23 protein-coding genes are annotated in these 22,318 nt (G+C 63.1%); 10 read left to right on the forward strand and 13 right to left on the reverse strand.

The features are described from left to right. Positions 1-54: 54 nt before the first annotated feature. The 9 genes from JJB74_RS19525 to JJB74_RS19565 form a co-directional block, all read right to left on the reverse strand. Positions 55-1,734 carry a PhoH family protein gene (locus tag JJB74_RS19525; RefSeq protein WP_200594641.1) on the reverse strand — a complete coding sequence of 560 codons (1,680 nt, stop codon included), beginning with the start codon at positions 1,732-1,734 and terminating at the stop codon, positions 55-57. Between the two features lie 176 nt (positions 1,735-1,910). Beyond that, positions 1,911-2,387, reverse strand: a complete 477-nt coding sequence (locus tag JJB74_RS19530; protein WP_407672392.1) for a peroxiredoxin — start codon at positions 2,385-2,387, stop codon at positions 1,911-1,913. A 102-nt stretch (positions 2,388-2,489) separates the two neighbouring features. Continuing rightward, positions 2,490-3,425 carry a polysaccharide deacetylase family protein gene (locus tag JJB74_RS19535; protein ID WP_200595004.1) on the reverse strand — a complete coding sequence of 312 codons (936 nt, stop codon included), beginning with the start codon at positions 3,423-3,425 and terminating at the stop codon, positions 2,490-2,492. Next, positions 3,425-4,327 (reverse strand): formyltransferase, encoded by a 903-nt coding sequence (locus JJB74_RS19540; RefSeq protein ID WP_200594643.1) that lies wholly within the window; start codon positions 4,325-4,327, stop codon positions 3,425-3,427. The genes JJB74_RS19535 and JJB74_RS19540 overlap by 1 nt, the downstream gene beginning before the upstream one ends. Next, on the reverse strand, positions 4,324-5,325 hold the full coding sequence (locus JJB74_RS19545) for a glycosyltransferase (protein ID WP_200594645.1): 1,002 nt from the start codon (positions 5,323-5,325) through the stop codon (positions 4,324-4,326). Before JJB74_RS19545 ends, JJB74_RS19540 begins: the two co-directional genes overlap by 4 nt. Positions 5,326-5,354: 29 nt before the next feature. Next, on the reverse strand, positions 5,355-6,476 hold the full coding sequence (locus tag JJB74_RS19550) for a DegT/DnrJ/EryC1/StrS family aminotransferase (RefSeq protein WP_200594646.1): 1,122 nt from the start codon (positions 6,474-6,476) through the stop codon (positions 5,355-5,357). Positions 6,477-6,522: 46 nt separating this feature from the next. Further along, on the reverse strand, positions 6,523-6,894 hold the full coding sequence (locus JJB74_RS19555; protein WP_200594649.1) for an EamA family transporter: 372 nt from the start codon (positions 6,892-6,894) through the stop codon (positions 6,523-6,525). After that, positions 6,891-8,567: a glycosyltransferase family 39 protein gene (locus tag JJB74_RS19560; protein ID WP_200594651.1), complete on the reverse strand. Its 1,677-nt coding sequence runs from the start codon at positions 8,565-8,567 to the stop codon at positions 6,891-6,893. Before JJB74_RS19560 ends, JJB74_RS19555 begins: the two co-directional genes overlap by 4 nt. Further along, positions 8,564-8,947 (reverse strand): Mth938-like domain-containing protein, encoded by a 384-nt coding sequence (locus JJB74_RS19565; RefSeq protein WP_200594653.1) that lies wholly within the window; start codon positions 8,945-8,947, stop codon positions 8,564-8,566. Before JJB74_RS19565 ends, JJB74_RS19560 begins: the two co-directional genes overlap by 4 nt. A gap of 182 nt (positions 8,948-9,129) precedes the next feature. Here JJB74_RS19565 and JJB74_RS19570 point away from each other — a divergent pair, with 182 nt between their 5' ends. The 9 genes from JJB74_RS19570 (at position 9,130) to JJB74_RS19610 (ending at position 19,063) form a co-directional block, all read left to right on the forward strand. Next, positions 9,130-10,356 (forward strand): pyridoxal phosphate-dependent aminotransferase, encoded by a 1,227-nt coding sequence (locus tag JJB74_RS19570; RefSeq protein ID WP_200594655.1) that lies wholly within the window; start codon positions 9,130-9,132, stop codon positions 10,354-10,356. A gap of 67 nt (positions 10,357-10,423) precedes the next feature. Next, entirely contained in the window at positions 10,424-11,734 is a 1,311-nt protein-coding gene (locus JJB74_RS19575; protein WP_200594657.1) for a homoserine dehydrogenase, read from the forward strand. A 93-nt stretch (positions 11,735-11,827) separates the two neighbouring features. Next, a complete protein-coding gene (gene thrC, locus JJB74_RS19580; RefSeq protein ID WP_200594658.1) occupies positions 11,828-13,288 on the forward strand; it encodes a threonine synthase in 1,461 nt (486 codons plus the stop codon). A gap of 21 nt (positions 13,289-13,309) precedes the next feature. After that, the gene (locus tag JJB74_RS19585) at positions 13,310-14,542 is read left to right on the forward strand and encodes a molybdopterin molybdotransferase MoeA (protein ID WP_200595006.1); all 1,233 of its coding nucleotides are present in this window, start codon (positions 13,310-13,312) and stop codon (positions 14,540-14,542) included. Beyond that, positions 14,539-14,796: a molybdopterin converting factor subunit 1 gene (gene moaD, locus JJB74_RS19590; RefSeq protein ID WP_200594660.1), complete on the forward strand. Its 258-nt coding sequence runs from the start codon at positions 14,539-14,541 to the stop codon at positions 14,794-14,796. The genes JJB74_RS19585 and moaD overlap by 4 nt, the downstream gene beginning before the upstream one ends. A 104-nt stretch (positions 14,797-14,900) precedes the next feature. Next, complete coding sequence (locus tag JJB74_RS19595; RefSeq protein ID WP_200594662.1) at positions 14,901-15,368, forward strand: molybdenum cofactor biosynthesis protein MoaE; 468 nt, start codon at positions 14,901-14,903, stop codon at positions 15,366-15,368. Beyond that, entirely contained in the window at positions 15,365-15,739 is a 375-nt protein-coding gene (crcB, locus tag JJB74_RS19600) for a fluoride efflux transporter CrcB (RefSeq protein WP_200594664.1), read from the forward strand. Before JJB74_RS19595 ends, crcB begins: the two co-directional genes overlap by 4 nt. Positions 15,740-15,919: 180 nt before the next feature. After that, positions 15,920-18,505 carry an ATP-dependent chaperone ClpB gene (gene clpB / locus JJB74_RS19605; protein WP_200594666.1) on the forward strand — a complete coding sequence of 862 codons (2,586 nt, stop codon included), beginning with the start codon at positions 15,920-15,922 and terminating at the stop codon, positions 18,503-18,505. 273 nt (positions 18,506-18,778) lie between these two features. Further along, positions 18,779-19,063 carry a hypothetical protein gene (locus JJB74_RS19610; RefSeq protein ID WP_200594668.1) on the forward strand — a complete coding sequence of 95 codons (285 nt, stop codon included), beginning with the start codon at positions 18,779-18,781 and terminating at the stop codon, positions 19,061-19,063. A 95-nt stretch (positions 19,064-19,158) separates the two neighbouring features. Here JJB74_RS19610 and panC read toward each other — a convergent pair whose 3' ends face one another. Genes panC through JJB74_RS19625 form a run of 3 tightly spaced genes read right to left on the reverse strand, consistent with a single transcriptional unit; the run spans position 19,159 to position 21,122 of the window. Then, positions 19,159-20,004, reverse strand: coding sequence for a pantoate--beta-alanine ligase (gene panC / locus JJB74_RS19615; protein WP_200594670.1), 846 nt, complete (start codon positions 20,002-20,004; stop codon positions 19,159-19,161). Positions 20,005-20,053: 49 nt separating this feature from the next. After that, positions 20,054-20,863 (reverse strand): segregation and condensation protein A, encoded by an 810-nt coding sequence (locus tag JJB74_RS19620; protein WP_407672393.1) that lies wholly within the window; start codon positions 20,861-20,863, stop codon positions 20,054-20,056. A 52-nt stretch (positions 20,864-20,915) separates the two neighbouring features. Then, on the reverse strand, positions 20,916-21,122 hold the full coding sequence (locus JJB74_RS19625; RefSeq protein ID WP_200594673.1) for a DUF3460 family protein: 207 nt from the start codon (positions 21,120-21,122) through the stop codon (positions 20,916-20,918). A gap of 102 nt (positions 21,123-21,224) precedes the next feature. On the opposite strand from JJB74_RS19625, the gene JJB74_RS19630 reads away from it, so the two are divergent. Beyond that, positions 21,225-21,737, forward strand: a complete 513-nt coding sequence (locus JJB74_RS19630; protein WP_200594675.1) for an outer membrane protein assembly factor BamE — start codon at positions 21,225-21,227, stop codon at positions 21,735-21,737. Between the two features lie 99 nt (positions 21,738-21,836). Here JJB74_RS19630 and JJB74_RS19635 read toward each other — a convergent pair whose 3' ends face one another. Then, positions 21,837-22,316 (reverse strand): GNAT family N-acetyltransferase, encoded by a 480-nt coding sequence (locus JJB74_RS19635; protein WP_200594677.1) that lies wholly within the window; start codon positions 22,314-22,316, stop codon positions 21,837-21,839. Positions 22,317-22,318: the final 2 nt, after the last annotated feature.

Here is a 22,318-nt window from a genome sequence, read left to right on the forward strand (position 1 = left end):
CCCGCATCGCGGGGCTTTTGTTATGGCGCTTGCGGCGCGCTTGCGTGGCGCTGCTTACAGCACGTCGCTGGCGTGGTCGGCAAGCCGCGAGCGTTCCCCGCGCGCCAGCGTCACATGGCCGCCGTGCGACCAGCCCTTGAAGCGGTCGACCACATAGGTCAGGCCGCTCGAACCCTCGGTGAGATAGGGCGTGTCGATCTGCGCGATATTGCCGAGACAGACGATCTTCGTGCCCGGGCCAGCGCGAGTGATCAGCGTCTTCATCTGCTTCGGTGTGAGGTTCTGCGCCTCGTCGATGATCACGTACTTGCTGACGAAGGTGCGACCACGCATGAAGTTGAGCGACTTGATCTTGATGCGCGAGCGGATCAGGTCCTGCGTCGCGGCGCGGCCCCATTCGCCGGCGTCATTGTCGGACTTGTTGAGCACTTCGAGGTTATCGTCGAAAGCGCCCATCCATGGCGACATCTTCTCTTCCTCGGTGCCCGGCAAGAAGCCGATGTCCTCGCCGACCGGCACGGTGACACGGGTGACGATGATCTCGTTGTAGGTCTTCGTTTCCAGCACCTGGGTCAGTCCCGCGGCCAGTGCCAGCAAGGTCTTGCCGGTGCCGGCCTGGCCGAGCAGGGACACGAAATCGCATTCCGGATCCATCAGCAGATTCAGCGCGAAGTTCTGCTCGCGATTGCGCGCGGTGATGCCCCAGACGCTGTTTTTGCCGTGACTGTAGTCGCGCAGCGTGCGGATCACCGCGGTCTTGCCATTGATCTCAAGCACATGGCCATAGAACGACGCTTCGCCGTTGGTCGGCTCCATGTAGACGAACTGATTGACCAGCATGGCTGGCACCAGCGGCCCGGTCAGGCGGTAATAGGTATAGCCGGTGCCGTTCTTGCTCTCCTGCCACGACTCCATGCCCTTGCCATGCTTGTTCCAGAAGTCGTCCGGCAGCTGCATGATGCCGCTGTAGAGCAGGTCGGTGTCTTCCAGCACATGATCGTTGAAGTATTCCTCGGCCGGCAGTCCCATCGCGCGCGCCTTGATGCGCATGTTGATGTCCTTGGACACCAGCACGATCGCGCGTCCCGGATACTGGTCTTCCAGCGCGCGCACCACGCCCAGGATCTGGTTGTCGGCCTTGCCCACCGGCAGACCCTCGGGCAGGGTGACGTTCTGCAGCTTGGTCTGGAAGAACAGGCGGCCGCGCGCATCCTTGTTGCCGAGCTTGGCCAGCGGTATGCCCTGGTCGATGGCATTGTCGTCGGTGTCGGCCACCAGCGCGTCCAGCGTGCGTGATACCTGGCGCGCATTACGCGCGACTTCGGACATGCCCTTCTTGTGATTGTCGAGCTCTTCCAGCGTCATCATCGGCAGATAGACATCGTGCTCTTCGAAGCGGAACAGCGAGGTCGGATCATGCATCAGGACATTGGTGTCGAGCACGAACAGCTTGCTGCCGCCAGCCTTGTCCGCCGCGCGGCTGGTGCTCGACTTCGGACGCGTTTCCACTGCCTTCAAAGATTTGCCGCGGGTCTTTTCCGCGACCGGTGTAATTGCCTTGCCACGCGCGGCCGGAGCCTCGACTGCTGGCGCGCTCGCAGGCGCACTCGCAGGTGCCGCGGCCGGCTCGAGCAACTTGATGGATGGCTTGACCGACTTGCCTTTCTCAGCCTTCGGATAATCGCTGGGGGAAAGCAGGGTGGCAGGCTTGCTGGGCAGTTTGGGCAGGGGCATGGGATCTCAATCTTGACGAGCCTGACGGGCGATCAGGCGGTTGGCGGAAATGCCGGGACGGGGAAGAACATCATTCACCGTCCCGGAATGCAAAAAGCCGTTGCGGAAAAAGGAAGCATCCTTTCTCGACAACGGCTTGGGACTGAGACTTTCTACGGATTTCAATGTTTGGCGATTCAGGGTAGGGCCTTCACGAATTCGAGTACTTCGTCCACGTGGCCCGGGACTTTTACTCCACGCCATTCTTTCACCAACCTGCCGGAAGCGTCAATGATGAAAGTACTGCGATCTATGCCACGGACCGCTTTGCCGTACATAGTCTTGCTTCGGATCACATCGAACATCGAGCACAGCGTTTCTTCCGGGTCGGAAATGAGCTGGAAAGGCATCTCAAGCTTTGCGCGGAAATTCTCATGCGAGCGCAGGCTGTCGCGGGAAACACCGAAAATTTCGGCATCGGCCGCCTGGAACTCCGGGTACAGCTCGCGGAAGCGTATGCCCTCGGTCGTGCAGCCGGGCGTGTTGTCCTTCGGATAAAAGTACAGCACGATCTTCCGGCCGCGGTAATCCGAAAGGTGGAAGGTTTTATCGCTGGTCATCGCGGCGGAAAAGTCGGGCACGATGTCATCCAGCGCGGGTGGGCTCTCTACCACAATGTTCTCCTTGTTCGTGTGGGCAGTTCCGGCGTTCGGGCGTTGGGGCGCATGTCTGGCGGGTACGGATACGGCAATGGACAAGCGACCGCGGCGCAGCGTTCAATCGAGAATCAGCTCGCCCGAACGTCCCGGCAACTCGCCCCAGCGCATCGGCCGCAGCGGCAATTCAGCGTCAGCGATCTGCGCATGGTAATCCGCCATCGACGCCAGGCGATAGCCTTGCGCCTTCCAGCCCTGCAGCAACTGCTGGAAGATGGGGGCAAGTTTCTGTCCTTCAAGTTCCGCATGCAGCGTATAGATATGGTCACGCGGTTTTTCGGTCAAGCGCAGCAGGAAGGAGGCAATGTTGCTCGTGGTGATGGTTTCGCCGTTGATCGTGCGTCCGAGCAATTCATCCAGCGTGGGCAAGGTAGTCGGCATCTGTATGCACGACAGCGCTTGCCCATCGACGGACAAGCGATGCGGACCGATGCCCGGTTCTGCCAGGCTGCCATCTTCATTGAGCGCGGCACGGCCATCCGATGCATAGGCGAAGCCGAAGGCATCGAGCTGACGAAACGCATGCGCATTCATCTGCCAGCCGGCCGCGCCATGGGTGCGTGGCGCCACATCGAAGACTTCGGCGAAACGCTGGTAGGACTGCTGCATCATACGCGCGGTCCAGGCGCTGTCGCGTTTGCGGACATGGTCCTGCCAGGCCACATGGTCCCAGGTGTGGATGCCGCATTCGAAGCCGGCGTCGCGCACCGCACGCAATTCATTTGCCGCGGCGCGGCCGATGTCGGGGCCGGGCAGCAGCACGCCGTACATCAGCGTCTTGATGCCGTAGTGCTCGACGACGGACGTGCGCGATACCTTGCTGAAGAAGCCCGGGCGCAGCGCGCGCCGCATCGCGCGGCCGGTGTGATCCGGCCCCAGCGAGAACAGGAAACTGGCGCCGGCACCATGTTCCGCCAGCATGCGCGCCAGGGCCGGCACGCCTTCGCGGGTGCCGCGGTAGGTATCGACATCAATTTTCAGTACCAGCGTCGGCATCATGCCGCCGCCAGCAATTGCGCGAGCTGCGCCGCATCCAGCGCCTGGCCGTTCTCGAGCAGCTCGCTGATTCGCAGCGCGCCGCCATCGCCGCAAACGCCGTAAAGCTGACCATCGATCAGCGACAGGCCCGGCGCCGCATCAAAACGGCCCCTGGCCAGACGCGCTCGGCCGATGACCACGGTGCGGCCATTGACGACGGTCCATGCGCCCGGATACGGCGGCGCAACCGCGCGATGCAGGTTGTACACCGCCTGCGCCGGCTGGCTCCAGTCTATGCGGCCATCCTCGGGCTTGCGTCCGCCGAAATAGCTGCCTTTGGCCAGCTCGTTCGGCATGCGCGGCGCGGTGCCATCGATCAGGCCGGGCAGGGCGCTCCACAGCGTCTGCTCGGCGGCCACGGTCAGCTTGCCGAAGACTTCAAATGCGGTGTCGTCGGGCAGGATGGGCACCATGGTCTGGCCGATGATGGCGCCGGCATCGGGCTTGGCCGTCATCTCATGCAGCGTCGCGCCGGTCTCGGTCTCGCCATGCAGCACGGCCCAGTTCACCGGCACGCGGCCGCGGTATTTCGGCAGCAGCGAGCCATGCAGGTTATAGGCGCCGCGCGGCGCCATCTCCAGCAGGGTCACAGGCAGCATATGACGGTAGTAGAAGCTGAAAATGAAGTCCGGCCGGGCTGCTGCCACCTGCGCCATCACCTCGGGCGCCGAGGGATCGGCCGGAGTGATGAAGGGGATGCCGCTTTCCTCGCACAGCGCGGCGACCGACTCGAACCAGATCGTCTCGGCCGGATTGTCCTGGTGCGTGACCACCAGCGCGACGTCGATGCCGCGCGCGGCCAGCACCTTCAGGCAGCGCACGCCGACATTGTGATAGGCAAAGACCACCGCGCGCTTCATGACTGACCTCCGGCGGCTTCCTGCACGCTGTGCAGCGGCGTATCGCTCCTGCGCCGGTACAGCGGCGTCTCGCCCTCGAGCACCGCCTGCACCACATAGCGCGGTCGGCCGCGCACCTGCTGATAGATGCGGCCTACGTATTCGCCAACCAGGCCGATACCGAACAGGATCACGCCCATCAGGAAGAAGGCAATCGCAAACAGCGTGAACACGCCCTGGACTTCGGCGCCAAGAAGGAAGCGCCGCACCAGCAGCAGGAAGAACAGTGCCGCTGACACAAAGGACAAACCGATGCCCAGCATCGAGAAGAATTGCAGCGGCACCAGCGAAAAGCCGGTGACGAGGTCGAAGTTCAGCCGGATCAGGCTGTACAGCGAATACTTCGATTCGCCGGCCGAGCGCTCTTCGTGCTCGACGATGACTTCGGTCGGGCGGCGCGCGAAGGTGTAGGCCAGCGCCGGCACGAAGGTATTGATTTCCTTGCACTGGTTGATCAGGTCGATCACGTTGCGGCCGTAAGCCCGGAGCATGTTGCCCTGGTCGGTCATCTTGATACGGGTAATGCGTTCACGAACGCGATTCATCAGGCGCGACGCATAGGTGCGCCATGCCGAATCCTGGCGCTTTCTGCGGATCGAGCCGACATAGTCGTAACCCTCGCGCATCTTCTCGACCAGCTTGCCGATTTCCTCCGGCGGATTCTGCAGGTCGGCGTCCAGGGTAATGACGATGCTGCCGCGCGTGGCTTCGAAGCCGGCCATGATCGCCATGTGCTGGCCGTAATTGCCGTTGAACAGCACGACACGGGTCACGTCCGGGCGCAGCCGGTACTGATCGGCCAGGATTGCCGCCGACGCATCGCGGCTGCCATCGTTGACGAACACGATTTCATACGACGCGCCAAGCGCATCCAGCGCCGGATACAGGCGCGCAAACAGCTTGGCCAGGCCCGCCTCTTCGTTATAGACGGGAATGACGACGGAAATTTCAGGATTCATCGATCAAGCGGAATTGAGGAAGGCAGGAATCAGGAAAGCACGGATTCTACCGCGCCGACTACGCGCTCCACGTCCTCATCGGTCATGGTAGCGAACATCGGCAGCGACACGATGCGCTGGCCGACGCGCTCGGCGATCGGGAACATGCCTTCATGGAAGCCGCGCTCGCGGTACAGCTTCAGGAGGTGGATGCACGGATAGTGGTAGCCGATGCCGATCTTGCGCTCCATCATTTGCGTCATGAAGTCGGCGCGGGTGATGGTCTCGGGCAGCACCAGTTGGAACATGTGCCAGTTGCTGTCCTCGAAATTCGCCGGCGGCAGCTGTGCGCCAAAGCGCGCCTCGAAATCGGAGCCGAAGGTGTCGAAATACAGCCGCGCCAGTTCCTTGCGGCGCGCCGTGACGCGGTCGATATGCGCGAACTGGCCCAGGCCGATGGCGGCGGCGACATCGGTCATGTTGAACTTGCCGCCCAGGACATCGACTTCCAGGCCGTCCATGCCGCTGCGGGTCACGCCCTGCAGCCGGTATTTCTCCGCCAGCTTCGCTTCGTCGGCATTGTTGAGCACCAGGCAGCCACCTTCGGAGCTGGTGATGTTCTTGTTGGCCTGGAAGCTGAAGGACACCAGGTCGCCGAAGCTGCCGATGCGCTGCCCGCCCCAGGTCGAGCCGAGCGCCTGCGCCGCGTCTTCGATCACGCGCAGATTGTGGCGGCGGGCGATGTCGTAGAGCCGGTCCATGTCCACCGGCAGGCCGGCGAGATACACCGGGATGATCGCGCGGGTACGGGGCGTGATCGCCGCTTCGAGTTTGTCGAGATCAATGTTGCGGGTGACGGGGTCGATGTCGGCGAACACCGGCGTGGCGCCGACTTCCAGGATCACGTTGGCCGTGGCGACCCAGGAAATCGGCGTGGTGATGACTTCATCGCCGGGACCAACGCCAGCGATGCGCAGGCCGATCTCCAGCGTGCAGGTGCCGGAATTGAAGGTGCGCACGATGCGCCCGCCCAGGTATTCGGAAAGCTGCGCCTCGAAAGCCGCTACCTTGGGGCCCGTGGTGATCCAGCCCGAGCGCAGCACCTCGCCGACGGCGCGGATGGTGTCTTCGTCGATCACGGGCTTGGCAAAGGGCAGGAAAGCTGTAGTCATGGCTGGTCGAATTCTTTGGGGTGGGTAGGGAAGGCGCTCAAGACGCTCAACTGCGGGTCAGCAGCGCCACGCCGACGATGATGATGCCGATGGCAAGGATGCGCTGCGCCGACACCGCTTCGCCGAGGAAGTACCAGGCGCCGATGGCATTGACGATATAGCCCAGCGACAGCAGCGGATAGGCGATGGTGACATCGACGCGCGACAGGCCGATGATCCACACCGCCACCGAAATCACGTAGCAGGACAGGCCGCCAATGATCGGCAATTGCGTGGCCAGCTGAAAACCGATGCGCAGCCAGTTCTCTGCCGTCAGGTGTATCGCGCCGACCGCATTGGTGCCGGCCTTGAGCAGCAGCTGCGCCAGCGCGTTGAGCAGGATGCCGGTGAAGATGAAACCGAAGGTGGATAAGCTCATGAGCCAGCCTTTCCGGAAGCCGGCAGGTCGGCCACGATCACACGGCGCGGATCTTGCGCGACGACACGCATCGGCAGGCCGGCGCGACGGAATTCGTCATAGGCGTCCAGGCTCAGGATGGCGACGGCTTTCTTGCCCGCGTCATGCATCGCGGTCCACTTCTGCGCGAACTCGGCGCGCGTCGGTATCCACAGCTCGGGCTGCTGCTGCAGGCCGAATGCCAGCTCGTCAGCATGCTGCACCATCGTCATGGTGCGCTGCAGGTAGAAGGGCAGCACCTGCTCGTAGCGGCCAACGATGTACAGCGGCGTGTCGGGCGTAAGTTCGGCCCGGATCGCGTCCAGGTGTTCGAGACCAGCGGCATGCCGGCCCAGCGGCTGATGGCCCACCAGCAGAAACATGCTGCAGACAAAGCTGCCGATGGCCAGCGCCAGCATGCCGGACTGCCAGTTGCGGCGCGCAAGCCAGATCGCCGCGAGGCTGCCGATCAGCATGGCCGCGCAGGCCGCGCCGACCGCATGGCTATAGGACAGGTACAGCGGCGCTTCGTAGTCATTGTGCGCAAGCGCGGCCACCTTCGGCCACAGCACCACGCCGGCGGCGCCAAAGGCAGCCATCAGCCAGGCGCAGGCGGCGACCGCGCCGCGGCCTGCGCGATGCAGGTGCAGCGCAATGAGCAGGGCCAGCGACGGGAAGATCGGCAGGATGTAGGACGGTAGCTTGGAATCCGAGATGCTGAAGAACACGAACAGGAAGATGGTCCATACCGACAGCATGATTTTCGGCTGGAAGCGCGCGCCGGCCTCGCGCCGCGCGCCCCACAGGCTCTGCGCCATCACGGCCAGCCAGGGCAGGATGCCGACCAGCAGGATGGGAATGAAGTAATGCCAGGGCTGGAAGCGGCCGTGAACCTTGCTGGTGAAACGCTGAAAATGCTCGTGCACAAAGAAGAACCAGGCGAATTCCGGATTGCGCAAGGAAACCAGCACGAACCAGGGCGTGGTGATTGCAAAGAACAGGATCAGGCCGGGCACGAGATGCAGCCGGCGCCAGATGCTCCAGTCGCGGGCGATGACGGTGTACAGCACCAGCACCGCGCCGGGCAGCACAATGCCGATCAAACCCTTGGACAGCACCGCAAGCGCCATGCCGGCCCAGCAGGCCAGCATCCAGTTGCGCCGTTCCTGCGGCCGGGCTTCGTCGCGCTGCGCGATCAACAGGCTGGCCAGCGACAGCGTCATCATCGCCGACAGTCCCATGTCCAACGTGTTCACATGGCCCAGGCCGATCCAGAAGAAGGAGGAGCCCAGCACCACGGCCGCGACGAAGCCGACGCTGCCGTTCCACATCCTGCGGCCGGCCTCGGCCACGAGCGCGATGCCGAAGAGACCGCACAGCCCGGTCCACAACCGCGCCTGCCATTCACCCAGGCCGAAAAGTTCGTAAGCGAGCGCGGTGGCCCAGATCTGCAGCGGCGGTTTTTCGAAATACTTGATGCCGTTCAAGCGGGTGGTGATCCAGTCGCCGGTGGCGACCATTTCGCGCGCCATCTCGGCGTAGCGGCCTTCATCTGTGGGCACCAGGGTGCGCGCGCCGAGCGACCACATCCAGGCGGCGAGAAAGGCGATGAGCAGTATCCAGACCAGGGTTTTCTGACGGTGCAATTCCTTCATGGGCGCGCGGTGTCCAGAATCAGCGCCAGCGCGACCTTGCGGCCTTCGGCCATGAGGATGTTGTAGGTGCGGCAGGCCGCCTGGTTATCCATCGTCTCGACGCCGACGCGGCGCGCGGCCAGGCCGGCGACGAGCTTCGGGTGGATGAAGCGCTGGCGCGCGCCGGTGCCAAGGATGACTACATCCGGCTCGGCCGCTTCGATCTGCGCGAAATCTTCCTTTGTCAGCGCATCGAAGGAGGTGACCGGCCAGGCAACCGGCGCGACCTCGGGCATGACGACCAGGCTGTAGCCGTAATGGGTTGCATTGATCTCTACACCGCTGTCGTCGTAGCCGGTGACGGTTTGATATTGCTGGGTGGAGGTGGCGTGTAGCTTCATGACGTGGAAACGTGGCCCGTAAGGCGGCGTCGGTGGTCAAAAGGAAAACGGGCATTGTAACGGCTTTTGCCAGGCGCTCCGGCGCAATTGATTGATTAACCGGGAGGGTTTCGGCAAAATGGACGCTTTTCGGCGGCGCAGCATTCCACGCCCAGCGCCGCGACTTCAAGGGAATGCACCCCGTGCGACCGATACAGAAATCCAACAAGCTCGCTGACGTCTGTTACGACATCCGTGGACCCGTGCTCGAGAAGGCGCGGCAGATGGAAGAGGATGGTCACAAGATCATCAAGCTCAACATCGGCAACCTCGCCGCCTTCGGCTTCGATGCGCCGGATGAGATTGTGCAGGACATGATCCGCAACATGTCCAACGCCTCGGGCTATACCGATTCCAAGGGTCTGTTCGCGCCGCGCAAGGCGGTGATGCATTACACCCAGCAGAAGAACATCGCCGGCGTCACCATCGACGACATCTATCTCGGCAATGGCGCTTCCGAATTGATTGTCATGAGCATGAACGCGCTGCTCAACAGCGGCGATGAGGTGCTGGTGCCGGCGCCGGATTATCCGCTGTGGACCGCGGCGGTGAGCCTGTCCGGCGGCAAGCCGGTGCACTATGTCTGCGACGAAGGCGCCGGCTGGCTGCCCGACATCGACGACATCAAGAAGAAGATCAATTCCAATACCCGCGCCATTGTCGTCATCAATCCGAACAATCCGACCGGCGCGCTGTATCCGGTGGAGCTGCTGAAGGAAATCGTCGAAGTCGCGCGTCAGCACCAGCTGATCGTGTTCGCTGACGAGATCTACGACAAGGTGCTGTACGACGGCGCCACGCATACCTCGCTGGCCTCGCTGGCCGACGACGTGCTGTTCATCACGATGAACGGCCTGTCGAAGAACTATCGTTCCTGCGGCTACCGCGCCGGCTGGATGGTGGTCTCCGGTGAAAAGCGCCATGCCAAGGATTACATCGAAGGCCTGAACATGCTGGCGTCGATGCGGCTGTGCGCCAACGTTCCCGGGCAGTTCGCGATCCAGACCGCGCTTGGCGGCTATCAGAGCATCGATGAGCTGGTTGGCCCGAACGGCCGGCTCACGCGCCAGCGCGACCTCGCGCACCGGATGCTGACCGAGATTCCGGGCGTGACCTGCGTCAAGCCGAAGGCCGCGCTGTACATGTTCCCGAAGCTCGATGCGCGCATGTACCCGATCGCCGACGATCAGCAGTTCGCGTATGAATTGCTGGCCGAGGAACGGGTGCTGATCGTGCAGGGCACCGGTTTCAACTGCACCGACACCGGCCATTTCCGCGTCGTGTTCCTGCCCAACACCGACGACCTGACCGAATCCATCGGCCGCATCGCCCGTTTCCTCGACGGCTATCGCCGCCGGCACGGCGTCTGAGCCAAGCTCCCGCCGCGCGCGGGAGCCGAGCATCATCATCCCTGGCATCACCATCACGAGAAACCGCATGAAACCCATCAAAGTAGGCTTGTTAGGCATAGGCACCGTCGGCGGCGGCACCTTCGACGTATTGAAGCGCAATCAGGAAGAGATCCGCCGTCGCGCGGGCCGCGGCATCGAGATCGTGATGGTGGCCGACCTGAACACCGCGCGCGCGACCGAAATGACGGGCGGGCAGTGCGAAGTCGTCAGCGATGCGAACACGGTGGTGAATCATCCCGACATCGATATCGTGGTCGAGCTCATTGGCGGCTACGGCATTGCGAAGGACCTGGTGATGAAGGCCATTGCCAACGGCAAGCATGTCGTCACCGCGAACAAGGCGCTGCTGGCGATTCATGGCACCGAGATCTTCCGCGCCGCGCAGGAAAAGGGCGTGATGGTGGCCTTCGAGGCCGCGGTCGCCGGCGGCATCCCGATCATCAAGGCGCTGCGCGAAGGCCTGTCGGCCAACCGCATCCAGTGGGTCGCCGGCATCATCAACGGCACCACCAACTTCATCCTGTCCGAGATGCGCGAAAAGGGCCTGGACTTCGGCACCGTGCTCAAGGAAGCCCAGGCGCTGGGCTATGCCGAAGCCGATCCGACCTTCGACATCGAAGGCATCGACGCCGCGCACAAGGCTACGTTGATGTCGGCGATCGCTTTCGGCATCCCGGTGCAGTTCGACCGCGCCTACGTCGAAGGCATCACGAAGCTCAACGCCGTCGACATCCGCTACGCCGAGCAGCTGGGCTATCGCATCAAGCTCCTGGGTATTGCGCGCCGCACCGACGCCGGCATCGAGCTGCGCGTGCATCCGACGCTGATCCCGGCCAAGCGCCTGATCGCCAACGTTGAAGGCGCGATGAACGCGGTGCTGGTGCAGGGCGATGCGGTGGGCGCGACGCTGTATTACGGCAAGGGCGCCGGCGCCGAGCCGACCGCTTCGGCCGTGATCGCCGACCTGGTGGACATTGCCCGCCTGGCCACCGCCGACCCGAACCACCGCGTGCCATATCTGGCCTTCCAGCCGGATGCAATGGCCGATATCCCGGTGCTGCCGATGGCAGAAATTACTTCCAGCTACTACCTGCGCATCCGCGTGGCCGACCAGCTCGGCGTGCTGGCCGACATCACCCGCATCCTGGCCGACGCGTCTATCTCGATCGATGCGATGTTGCAGAAGGAGCCGGGCGAAGGCGAGAGCGACACCGATGTGATCCTGCTCACCCATCGCTGCCAGGAAAAGCAGGTCGATGCCGCAATCGCTCGCATCGAGGCCATGACCACCGTTTCCGGCAAGATCAACCGCATCCGCATGGAAAGCCTGGCGTAAAGCTTCCGGCCTTCCATCCTTACAACGGGCGCGGCCGATGCCGCGCCCTTGTTCATCCTATAATTCCGCATCCCGTCGCCCAGCCCCGTCCCCATGCACTACATCTCGACCCGCGGCCATGCCGCAGCCCAGAGCTTTTCCGAAATCCTGCTGGCCGGCCTGGCGCCGGACGGCGGCCTGTATCTGCCGCAGGAATATCCGCAGGTGTCCAGCGCCGAGCTCGATGCCTGGCGCAAGCTGTCCTATGCCGAGCTGGCCTTTGAAATCCTGCGCAAGTTCGCTACCGATATTCCCGAAGCCGATTTGCGCGCATTGACGGCGAAGACCTACACCGCCGAGGTCTATCGCAATGCCCGCGAAGGGGAAGACCCGAATCTGATCACGCCGCTGCTGCCGCTGGAAGAGAAGAATGGCGCGACCATCCTGCTGCAGGCCTTGTCCAACGGACCGACGCTGGCGTTCAAGGACATGGCGATGCAGCTGCTCGGCAATTTGTTCGAGTACACGCTGGCCAAGCGCAACGAGGAGCTGAACATCCTCGGCGCGACTTCGGGCGACACCGGCAGCGCTGCCGAATATGCAATGCGCGGCAAGAAGGGCATACGCGTATTCATGCTGTCGCCGCATCGCAAGATGAGCGCGTTCCAGACCGCGCAGATGTTCAGCCTGCAGGACGAGAACATCTACAACATCGCCGTTGAAGGCGTGTTCGATGATTGCCAGGACATCGTCAAGGCGGTGTCCAACGATCATGCATACAAGGCGCGGCAAAAGATCGGCACGGTCAATTCGATCAACTGGGCGCGCGTGGTGGCGCAGGTCGTGTATTACTTCCGCGGCTATCTGCTGGCAACCCGATCGAACGAGCAGAAGGTGTCGTTCACGGTCCCGTCCGGCAACTTCGGCAATATCTGCGCCGGCCACATCGCGCGCATGATGGGCTTGCCGATCGATAAGCTGATCGTCGCGACCAACGAGAACGACGTGCTCGACGAGTTCTTCCGCACCGGCGTGTACCGGGTGCGCAAGTCGGCCGAGACCTATCACACCACCAGCCCGAGCATGGATATCAGCAAGGCGTCCAACTTCGAGCGCTTCATCTTCGATCTGGTCGGCCATGACAGCGCGCGCGTCGCAGCGCTGTTCAGGAAGGTGGAAACGCATGGCGGCTTCGATCTGTCCGGCGGACCGGGCAGCGATGGCGATGAATTTGCCAAGGTCGCGCAGTACGGCTTTGCTTCCGGCAAGTCCATCCACCAGGACCGGCTCGCGACCATCCGCGATGTGCATGCCAAGCGCGGCCTGCTGATCGACACCCATACCGCCGATGGCGTGAAGGTGGCGCGTGAATATGCGACCGCAGGTGTGCCGATGATCGTGCTCGAGACCGCGCTGCCGGCGAAGTTCAATGAAACCATCCAGGAAGCCCTGGGCCGCGATGCCGACCGTCCGGCCGGCTTCGAAAACATCGAAGCCCTGCCGCAGCGTTTCGTGGTCATGCCCGCGGACGCCGCCAGGGTCAAGGATTACATCCTCGAACATACCGGACTGTAAAACGCCATGAACAAGCAAGCGATGCTCACCGTGCGGCAGGCGCTCGATTTCCTGATGGGCGCGGTGCGGCCGATCACGGCGACCGAAACCATTTCGACGCTGGCGGCGAACGGCCGGGTGCTGGCCGCTGACCAGCGCTCGCTGCTCGACGTGCCGCCCGCCGACAATACCCAGATGGATGGCTACGCGGTGCGCGCCGCCGATTGCGCCAGCGGCGATGCCTTGCTGCCGATTGCCCAGCGCATCCCGGCCGGCCATGTCGGCGCCGAACTCACGCCGGGCAGCGCCGCGCGCATCTTCACCGGCGCGCTGATTCCGCCGGGCGCGGATGCGGTGGTGATGCAGGAGCAATGCGAACTCGTCACCGGCGAGGGCGGCGACCGGGTGCGCATCAAACATGCGCCGCAGTCCGGCGACTGGATCCGTTTGCGCGGCGAGGATATCGAAGCCGGCAGCGTGATCCTGCCCGCCGGCACCCGCCTGCGCGCGCAGGAACTGGGCCTGGCGGCGTCGGTCGGCCTGGCCGAACTGCCGGTGCTGCGCCGGCCGCGCGTGGCGGTCTTCTTCACCGGCGATGAACTCGCGATGCCGGGCGAGCCGCTCAAGCCCGGCGCGATCTACAACTCGAACCGCTACACGCTGCGCGGCCTGCTGGAAAACCTCGGCTGCGAGATCACCGATTACGGCATCGTGCCCGATACGCTCGCCGCCACGCGCGACACGCTGCGCGCTGCCGCGCGCGAGCATGACCTGATCATCACTTCGGGCGGCGTCTCGGTCGGCGAGGAAGACCATATCCGGCCGGCGGTAGAGGCCGAAGGGCGGCTGAACATGTGGCAGATCGCGGTCAAGCCGGGTAAGCCGTTGGCCTTCGGCGAAGTGCGCCGCGGGCAGGGCGATGAAGACGCCGCCTTCTTCCTCGGGCTGCCCGGCAATCCGGTGTCGAGCTTCGTCACCTTCCTGCTGTTCGTGCGGCCCTTCGTGCTGAAGCTGGCGGGAGCTGCCAGTGCCGAGCCGCAATCCTTCCTGCTGCGTGCCGACTTCGACTGGGCCAAGCCCGATCGGCGCAATGAATTCCTGCGGGTACGCGTCAATGCCGAAGGCGGCCTGGACCTGTTCACCAACCAGGGTTCGGGCGTGCTGACTTCCACCGTCTGGGCCGATGGCCTCATCGACGTGGCGCCGGGCCAGCCGATTGCCAGGGGCGACATGCTGCGCTTCATCCCGTTCAACCAGATGCTTTACCCGACATGAAGATACAGCTGCGTTTTTTCGCCAGCGTGCGCGAAGCCCTGGGCGCTTCGGCCGAGACCCTGGAGCTGCCGGAAGGCATTGCGACCGTCGGTCAGCTGCGCGCGCATCTGCGCGAGCGCAGTGATGCATGGAGCGAGGCGCTGGCGCCGGGACGCTCGTTGCGCATGGCGAAGAACCAGGCGATGGCGGGCGAGGAAGCGCTGCTTGCCGATGGCGACGAGGTGGCGTTCTTTCCGCCGGTGACCGGCGGTTGAACACGATGTAGGTTGGGCTGCCAAGCCCAACATCGGACGTCTGCGGCCCGCGAGCATGTTGGGCTTCCTGCGTCAGCCCAACCTACGAGAACAAGGAGATTTCGATGCCGGTGAAAGTCCAATCCGAAGATTTCGACGCGGGCCGCGAAGTGGCCGCGCTGCGCGCCGGTCATCCCGAGGTTGGCGCGGTGGCGATGTTCATCGGCACGGTGCGCGACATCAACGAAGGCTCGACCGTGGCCGAGATGGAGCTCGAGCATTATCCCGGCATGACCGAGCGCTCGCTGGAGGACATCGTCGCGCGCGCAAAGGCGCGCTGGAATCTCGTCGATGCGCTGGTGATTCATCGCATCGGACCGATGCGACCGCAGGAGCAGATCGTGCTGGTTGCCACGCTGTCGGCCCACCGCGGTGAAGCCTTTGCCTCCTGCGAATTCATCATGGACTACCTGAAGACCGAAGCGCCGTTCTGGAAAAAGGAACAGACGCCCGAAGGCGCGCGCTGGGTCGATGCCCGCGTCTCGGACGATGCGGCGTTGAAGAAATGGCAGAACGCCGGGGCGGACGCATGAGCTGGGTCGCGGTCGGCGTCGGCGCGGCCCTCGGCGCCTGGCTGCGCTGGGGACTGGGCCTGTGGCTGAATTCGGCGCGGCACATGGTGCCTTGGGGCACGCTGGCGGCTAACCTGCTCGGCGGCTATCTGATCGGCATCGCGGTCGCTTTCTTCCAGAGCCACTCCGGCTTGCCTATCGCCTGGCGCCTGTTCGCCATCACCGGCTTTCTCGGCGGCCTCACCACCTTTTCCACTTTCTCGGCCGAATCGATGGCGTTGCTGCAGCGCGGACAATTCGGCTGGGCGCTGATGCATATCGGCATGCACCTGATCGGCTCGATCGGCTTCTGCATCGCCGGCTTCGCCACGCAGCGCGCGCTGGCTTCCTGATCTTTTCCGCCCGATTCGCACTCCCCGCCACGCGGGCGGACGCGTCCTTTTTTGATCTGGATGCGGTCGCCGCCACGCCGCGGCCGCTACAGTCTTTCGCATCGCCGGCCTCGAAAGCATGCTTGAAAAGCAGGCATCCACCCAAATCTCACGGTCAGACGAAATATTTGGAGCATTCCGATGCGACTCGACAAACTCACAACCAAACTGCAGGAAGCCCTCGCCGACGCCCAAAGCCTGGCGGTGGGCAATGACAATCAATACATCGACCCGGTGCATCTGCTGACCGCGCTCCTGAACCAGGAGGAAGGCAGCACGCGCTCGCTGCTGCAGCGCGCTGGCGTGAACATCGGCGGCCTGACCAATTCCCTGAAGAGCGCGTTGCAGCGCTTGCCCAAGGTGTCCGGCACCGGCGGCGAAGTGCAGGTCGGCCGCGAGCTGCAGGCGCTGCTGAACCTGGCGGACCGCGAAGCGCAGAAGCACAACGACCAGTTCATCGCCAGCGAAATGGTGCTGCTGGCGCTGACCGAGGACAAATCCGAAGCCGGCCGCGCTGCCCGCGAAAACGGCCTGGCGCGCAATGCGCTCGAAGCGGCAATCACCGCGGTGCGCGGCGGCGGCAATGTGAATTCCCAGGATGCCGAAGGCCAGCGCGAAGCGCTGAAGAAATACACGCTGGACCTGACCGAGCGCGCGCGCAATGGCAAGCTCGATCCCGTGATCGGCCGCGATGATGAAATCCGCCGCGCGATCCAGGTCCTGCAGCGACGCAGCAAGAACAATCCGGTCCTGATCGGCGAGCCCGGCGTGGGCAAGACCGCGATCGTCGAAGGCCTGGCGCAGCGCATCGTCAACGGCGAAGTGCCGGACAGCCTGAAGGGCAAGCGCGTGTTGTCGCTGGACATGGCCTCTCTGCTCGCCGGCGCGAAATACCGCGGCGAATTCGAGGAGCGGCTGAAGTCGGTGCTCAAGGAACTGACGCAGGACGAGGGACAAACCATCGTCTTCATCGACGAGCTGCACACCATGGTCGGCGCCGGCAAGGCCGAAGGCGCGATCGATGCCGGCAACATGCTCAAACCGGCGCTGGCGCGCGGCGAGCTGCATTGCATAGGCGCGACCACGCTGGATGAATATCGCAAGTACATCGAGAAGGATGCCGCGCTCGAGCGCCGCTTCCAAAAGATCCTGGTCGACGAGCCGAGCGTGGAAGCGACCATCGCGATCCTGCGCGGCCTGCAGGAGCGCTATGAAGTGCACCACGGCGTCGAGATCACCGACCCGGCCATCGTTGCCGCGGCCGAGCTGTCGCACCGCTATATCACCGACCGCTTCCTGCCGGACAAGGCGATCGATCTGATCGACGAGGCCGCCTCGAAGATCAAGATCGAGATCGATTCCAAGCCGGAAGTGATGGACCGTCTGGACCGCCGCCTGATCCAGCTGAAGATCGAGCGCGAAGCGGTGCGCAAGGAAACCGATGAGGCATCGCAGAAGCGCTTTGCGCTGATCGAGGAAGAGATCAGCCGGCTGGAGCGCGAGTATGCCGACCTCGAGGAAATCTGGAAGGCGGAGAAGGCCGAAGTGCAGGGCAGCAAGCATATCCGCGAGGAACTCGAGAAGGTGCGCCTGCAGATCGAGGAAGCCAAGCGCAAGAGCGACTGGCAGAAGGTCTCCGAGCTGCAGTACGGCCGGCTGCCGGAGCTGGAAAATCAGCTGAAGCAGGCTGATGCCAGCGAAGCTGCGGAAGCCAAGCCGAAGCTGGTGCGCACCCAGGTCGGCGCCGAGGAAATCGCCGAAGTGGTGTCACGCGCGACCGGCATCCCGGTGTCGAAGATGATGCAGGGCGAACGCGACAAGCTGATCCACATGGAAGACGATCTGCACCGGCGCGTGGTCGGCCAGCATGAAGCCATCGTCGCGGTATCGGATGCGATCCGGCGCTCGCGCGCAGGTCTTGCCGATCCGAACCGGCCGTATGGTTCCTTCATGTTCCTTGGCCCCACCGGCGTGGGCAAGACCGAGCTGTGCAAGGCGCTGGCTTCCTTCCTGTTCGATACCGAGGAAGCGCTGATCCGCATCGACATGAGCGAATTCATGGAGAAGCATTCGGTGGCCAGGCTGATCGGCGCGCCGCCGGGCTATGTCGGCTACGAGGAAGGCGGCTATCTGACCGAGGCGGTGCGGCGCAAGCCTTACAGCGTGATCCTGCTCGACGAGATCGAGAAGGCGCATCCGGATGTGTTCAATGTGCTGCTGCAGGTGCTGGACGACGGCCGCATGACCGATGGCCAGGGTCGCACGGTGGACTTCAAGAACACCGTGATCGTGATGACCTCGAACCTCGGCTCGCACAAGATCCAGTCGATGGAGGACAGCGATCCGCAACTGGTGAAGCTGGCGGTGATGGCCGAAGTGCGCAACCACTTCCGGCCGGAGTTCATCAACCGCATCGACGAGATCGTGGTATTCCATGCGCTGGACGAGAAGAATATCGGCGCGATCGCGAAAATCCAGCTGGCCACGCTGGAAAGCCGGCTGGCGAAGATGGACATGCATTTGCGAATCAACGAAGCGGCGTTGCAGAAGATCGCCGAGGCGGGATTCGATCCGGTGTATGGCGCGCGGCCGTTGAAGCGGGCGATCCAGCAGGAGATCGAAAATCCGCTGTCGAAAGCCATCCTCGAAGGCCGCTTCGGGCCGAAGGATACGATCCAGATAGAGGCTCGCAACGGGGAACTGCGCTTCGAGAAGATCCCTGCCTGATCCCGATCTTTCAGGGGTGGAAAACGCCGGCAACTCGCCGGCGTTTTTTATTGGGACTCGACAGAAAGGCGCGTTGCGCCAACGTAAGAAAAGTTCCGAATCTTATCCACACAAAATGTGAGTAAGTATGTTGATAAGCTCGGGAAGACTCTTCCAAGTGACTGATTTTAAAGACGATTAAAAATTTCCTATCGGCAGCTTTGTCCAATAGGCAATTGCATTCGCACACTGCAGAGCTGAGCGAAATTATCCACAGAAACCGTGCACAAGCATGTGGACAAGCTTGTGAGTTCCCGGCTAAGCGCCTGTTTTCCTGAAGAATTTACGGATGGATCAAATCTTCGCCTGCGCGGAGAAGACTTGTTGCAATTTCTTCCCACTTCCCATGCACAGCAAATCCAACCGGCTTTTCCACAATTTCTGTGGTCAAGCTTGTTGATAAGCCTGTGCGCCGGTGTTCAAGCAATTGATTCGGTGAGACTTTATTTCGACGCTGCAAAAAGAGCCGGTATGGCTGAGAGACGGTTGCGGGAAGGCGCACAGGCAATCCGTGCGTAGGGCGGAACAGGCGGAAGGGAGAAAGAGATGCGGCAGGAGCGGCTTTCAGCGGCCCGCGGCATAGGACAGCGCGGGCCATGTGGCAGATGGCGGGATCAGATGTCGAGATTATCGATCAGGCGCGTGATGCCAAGCTTTGCCGCCGCGAGCACCACCAGCGGTGCGCCTTGCGCCAGGTCGCCGGCCGAGGGCGGCTGCAGGTCGGCGCGCTTGCGAATCGCAATGTAGTCCGGCTTCCAGCCACGCGCCGCCAGGCGGGCCATCGCTTCGCGCTCCAGCGTGAACACATCCGGCTGCTGGCCCTGTTGACGCACCTGTTCCGCCACTTCATTCAGCAGCCGGTACAGCGTCGGCGCCTCAGCCCTTTCCTCGGGCGACAGGTAGGAATTGCGCGAGGACAGCGCCAGCCCATCCTCGGCGCGCCAGGTATCGGCGGCGATGATCTCGGTCGGCAGCGCGAATTGCCGTGCCATGTTCCGCACGATCATCAATTGCTGGTAATCCTTCTTGCCGAACACCGCCACGCGCGGCTGCACGCAGGAAAACAGCTTCAGCACCACGGTAGTGACGCCGGTGAAGAAGCCGGGGCGGAATTCGCCTTCGAGGATGTTGCCGAGGTCGTCCGGCGGCTGCACCCGGTATTGCTGCGGCTCCGGGTACATGTCCTTCTCGGTCGGCGCGAACAGCACGTACACGCCTTCCTTTTCCAGTTTTTCGACGTCGGCGTGGAAAGTGCGCGGATATTTGTCGAAATCCTCGTTCGGACCGAATTGCAAGCGATTCACGAAAATCGAAGCCACGACCGGATCGCCATGCCGGCGCGCCAGCCGCATCAGCGATAAATGGCCTTCATGCAGATTGCCCATGGTGGGAACGAACGCGGTGCGCAATTGGCCGCGCAGTTGGTCGCGCAATTCATCGATGGAAGAAATGATTTTCATGAAGGCTCTTTGGACTGGTCGCCGCGACGGCGAAGGCGGAAAGGGTAGGTCAGTTCGGCGTATAGGACAGGCGCACGTAGATCGGCGCGAAGGCTTCGGCCTGTGTGATTTCGATCAGGGTTTCCTTCGCCAGTTCGAGCATGGCAACGAAGTTCACCACCGCCACCGGCACGCCGCGCGACGGGTCGAACAGGTCAGCAAACTCGACGAAGCGGCTGCTCTGCAGCCGGCGCAGGATGCCGGTCATGTGCTCGCGCACCGACAGTTCCTCGCGGGTGATGGTGTGATGCGCGACCAGGCGCGCCCGGCGCAGCACATTCGCCCAGGCCGCCTGCAGATCGTTCAAATCCACATCCGGCAGCCGGAGCGCCACGCTCTTTTCGATATGCACGCTGGGAACGACGGTGTCGCGGCCGATTTGCGGCAGCGCGTCGATGCCGTGCGCGGCCAGCTTCATCTGCTCGTATTCCAGCAGCCGCCGCACCAGCTCCGCGCGCGGATCCGCCGCTTCCTCGCCGGTGTCGGCGGACTTCACCGGCAACAGCATGCGCGACTTGATCTCGATGAGCATGGCCGCCATCAGCAGGTATTCCGCGGCGAGCTCCAGGTTGCGCTCGCGGATCTGCTCGACATAGCCCAGGTACTGTTGCGTGACCTGCGCCATCGGGATATCCAGGATGTTGAAGTTCTGCTTGCGAATCAGGTACAGCAGCAGATCGAGCGGTCCTTCGAAGCTTTCGAGAATGATCTCGAGCGCATCCGGCGGAATGTACAGATCGTTGGGCAGCTTCAGCAGCGGCTCGCCGTACAGCTTCGCCAGCGGCGCGGCCGCATCTTCCGGCAAGGCGGTATCGGCAATCGCGACGGGAAGCTCTTCCAGGGTGCTGCTCACAGCGCTCTCGCTCGTGTCTTCAGTGGTTCTGGTAGACGTAGGAATTCTGCTTGACGCGGGAAGCTTTCAGTCGTTCCTGGGTATCGAGGTCGACCGGAGCCTGGTCCCACAGGCGGGCACGGCCGGCGCGCTGCTCTGCTTCGGTGGTCGGATGATGTTCCTTGAATTCGTTCAAAAACTGGGTGAACTCGGACTGGTAACCGGTGGTCTTCTTGGTCGCGCTCATGGTTGTATGCAAAGTGGGAAACAAAAGCAGGCGCTATTCTACCCTGTCTCCATGCAGGCTCCGGGCCGCATTTTGCGGGTAAAACATCTTTGGGAGGAATACATGAAAACTGGGCTTTTTGCCTTGCTCGCGCTGCTCGGCGGCTTACTGTGCTTCGGCTGCGATCGCGAAGGCCGGCCGATCCAGGAATTCGGCCTGGACAAGCTGACGCGCGGTCAGTCCACCGAAATGGATGTGCGCACCGTGATGGGCCAGCCGGAAAGCGTTTGGGAAGAAAACGATGGCAGCCGCGTGCTGGAATATCCGCGCGGACCCGAAGGCTATCGCACCTGGATGTTCACGATCGACAGCCAGGGCAAGCTCGTCGACTGGCGCCAGGCATTGACGCCGGAAAACTTCGCGCGCGTGCGTCCCGGCATGACGAAGGAAGAAGTGCGCCGCCTGCTCGGCAAGCCGCGCACCGTGGCCGAGTTCGCGCTGAAGAACGAGGAGGTCTGGGATTGGCGCTATCTCGACGCCACGCAGAAGCCGCAATTGTTCAATGTGCATTTCGACCGCGGCACCGGCCGTGTGACCGGAACGTCGGCGTCGCCGGATCCGAAGACGAATTGGTGAAGGGGTTTGTAGGGTGGGCGCAGCCCACGCGGTGATCGAATACACGCGATGATCGAGCGCACGCGTGGGCTGCGCCCACCCTACGAATGCGTCGCGCGCTCAGCGCCGCAGCCGGCAGCGCATCACCATCGGCGTCGGCTCGAGCGGATTGGCGTGCGCATAATCCAGTTCTGGCGCCAGTTCGAAGCCGTAGGCGGCATAGAGGTCGAGCAGGCGTGAAGCGTCGGCGCGCACGGCGAGCCTGAGTTCATCCACGCCGCAGGCCTGCGCATGATGCACCACCGCTTCCAGCAAATGCTGCGACAGATGATGGCCGCGAAACCGCGGCAGCACGCCCATGCGCATGATTTCCCAGACATCGGCATCGCCTTCCTGCGGCAGCCAGCGCACCGAGCCCGCCGGCATGTCGTCGATCAGCAGGATGAAGGCGCCGCCGCGCTGCAGGTGCGCGGCTGCCTGCAATGCGGTTTCGCGGTGGCCGCTGGAGGTCACCGCCACCGTATCGCGCCAGGCGGCGCGGGTCAGTTCGGCGAGCAGTGGCGCATCGTCCAGCGTCGCTTCGCGCAGCACCGGGTCCATGG

Source organism: Noviherbaspirillum pedocola, from assembly GCF_016632335.1.
Lineage (GTDB): Bacteria > Pseudomonadota > Gammaproteobacteria > Burkholderiales > Burkholderiaceae_D > Noviherbaspirillum_A > Noviherbaspirillum_A pedocola.

What these genes read in the sequence shown, in the direction of transcription:
- JJB74_RS19525 (WP_200594641.1), bottom strand. Translation starts at nt 1,734, where the DNA reads ATGCCCCTGCCCAAACTGCCCAGCAAGCCTGCCACCCTGCTTTCCCCC.
- JJB74_RS19535 (WP_200595004.1), bottom strand. Translation starts at nt 3,425, where the DNA reads ATGCCGACGCTGGTACTGAAAATTGATGTCGATACCTACCGCGGCACC.
- JJB74_RS19540 (WP_200594643.1), bottom strand. Translation starts at nt 4,327, where the DNA reads ATGAAGCGCGCGGTGGTCTTTGCCTATCACAATGTCGGCGTGCGCTGC.
- JJB74_RS19545 (WP_200594645.1), bottom strand. Translation starts at nt 5,325, where the DNA reads ATGAATCCTGAAATTTCCGTCGTCATTCCCGTCTATAACGAAGAGGCG.
- JJB74_RS19550 (WP_200594646.1), bottom strand. Translation starts at nt 6,476, where the DNA reads ATGACTACAGCTTTCCTGCCCTTTGCCAAGCCCGTGATCGACGAAGAC.
- JJB74_RS19555 (WP_200594649.1), bottom strand. Translation starts at nt 6,894, where the DNA reads ATGAGCTTATCCACCTTCGGTTTCATCTTCACCGGCATCCTGCTCAAC.
- JJB74_RS19560 (WP_200594651.1), bottom strand. Translation starts at nt 8,567, where the DNA reads ATGAAGGAATTGCACCGTCAGAAAACCCTGGTCTGGATACTGCTCATC.
- JJB74_RS19565 (WP_200594653.1), bottom strand. Translation starts at nt 8,947, where the DNA reads ATGAAGCTACACGCCACCTCCACCCAGCAATATCAAACCGTCACCGGC.
- JJB74_RS19575 (WP_200594657.1), top strand. Translation starts at nt 10,424, where the DNA reads ATGAAACCCATCAAAGTAGGCTTGTTAGGCATAGGCACCGTCGGCGGC.
- thrC (WP_200594658.1), top strand. Translation starts at nt 11,828, where the DNA reads ATGCACTACATCTCGACCCGCGGCCATGCCGCAGCCCAGAGCTTTTCC.
- JJB74_RS19585 (WP_200595006.1), top strand. Translation starts at nt 13,310, where the DNA reads ATGCTCACCGTGCGGCAGGCGCTCGATTTCCTGATGGGCGCGGTGCGG.
- moaD (WP_200594660.1), top strand. Translation starts at nt 14,539, where the DNA reads ATGAAGATACAGCTGCGTTTTTTCGCCAGCGTGCGCGAAGCCCTGGGC.
- JJB74_RS19595 (WP_200594662.1), top strand. Translation starts at nt 14,901, where the DNA reads ATGCCGGTGAAAGTCCAATCCGAAGATTTCGACGCGGGCCGCGAAGTG.
- crcB (WP_200594664.1), top strand. Translation starts at nt 15,365, where the DNA reads ATGAGCTGGGTCGCGGTCGGCGTCGGCGCGGCCCTCGGCGCCTGGCTG.
- clpB (WP_200594666.1), top strand. Translation starts at nt 15,920, where the DNA reads ATGCGACTCGACAAACTCACAACCAAACTGCAGGAAGCCCTCGCCGAC.
- panC (WP_200594670.1), bottom strand. Translation starts at nt 20,004, where the DNA reads ATGAAAATCATTTCTTCCATCGATGAATTGCGCGACCAACTGCGCGGC.
- JJB74_RS19625 (WP_200594673.1), bottom strand. Translation starts at nt 21,122, where the DNA reads ATGAGCGCGACCAAGAAGACCACCGGTTACCAGTCCGAGTTCACCCAG.
- JJB74_RS19630 (WP_200594675.1), top strand. Translation starts at nt 21,225, where the DNA reads ATGAAAACTGGGCTTTTTGCCTTGCTCGCGCTGCTCGGCGGCTTACTG.
- JJB74_RS19635 (WP_200594677.1), bottom strand. Translation starts at nt 22,316, where the DNA reads ATGGACCCGGTGCTGCGCGAAGCGACGCTGGACGATGCGCCACTGCTC.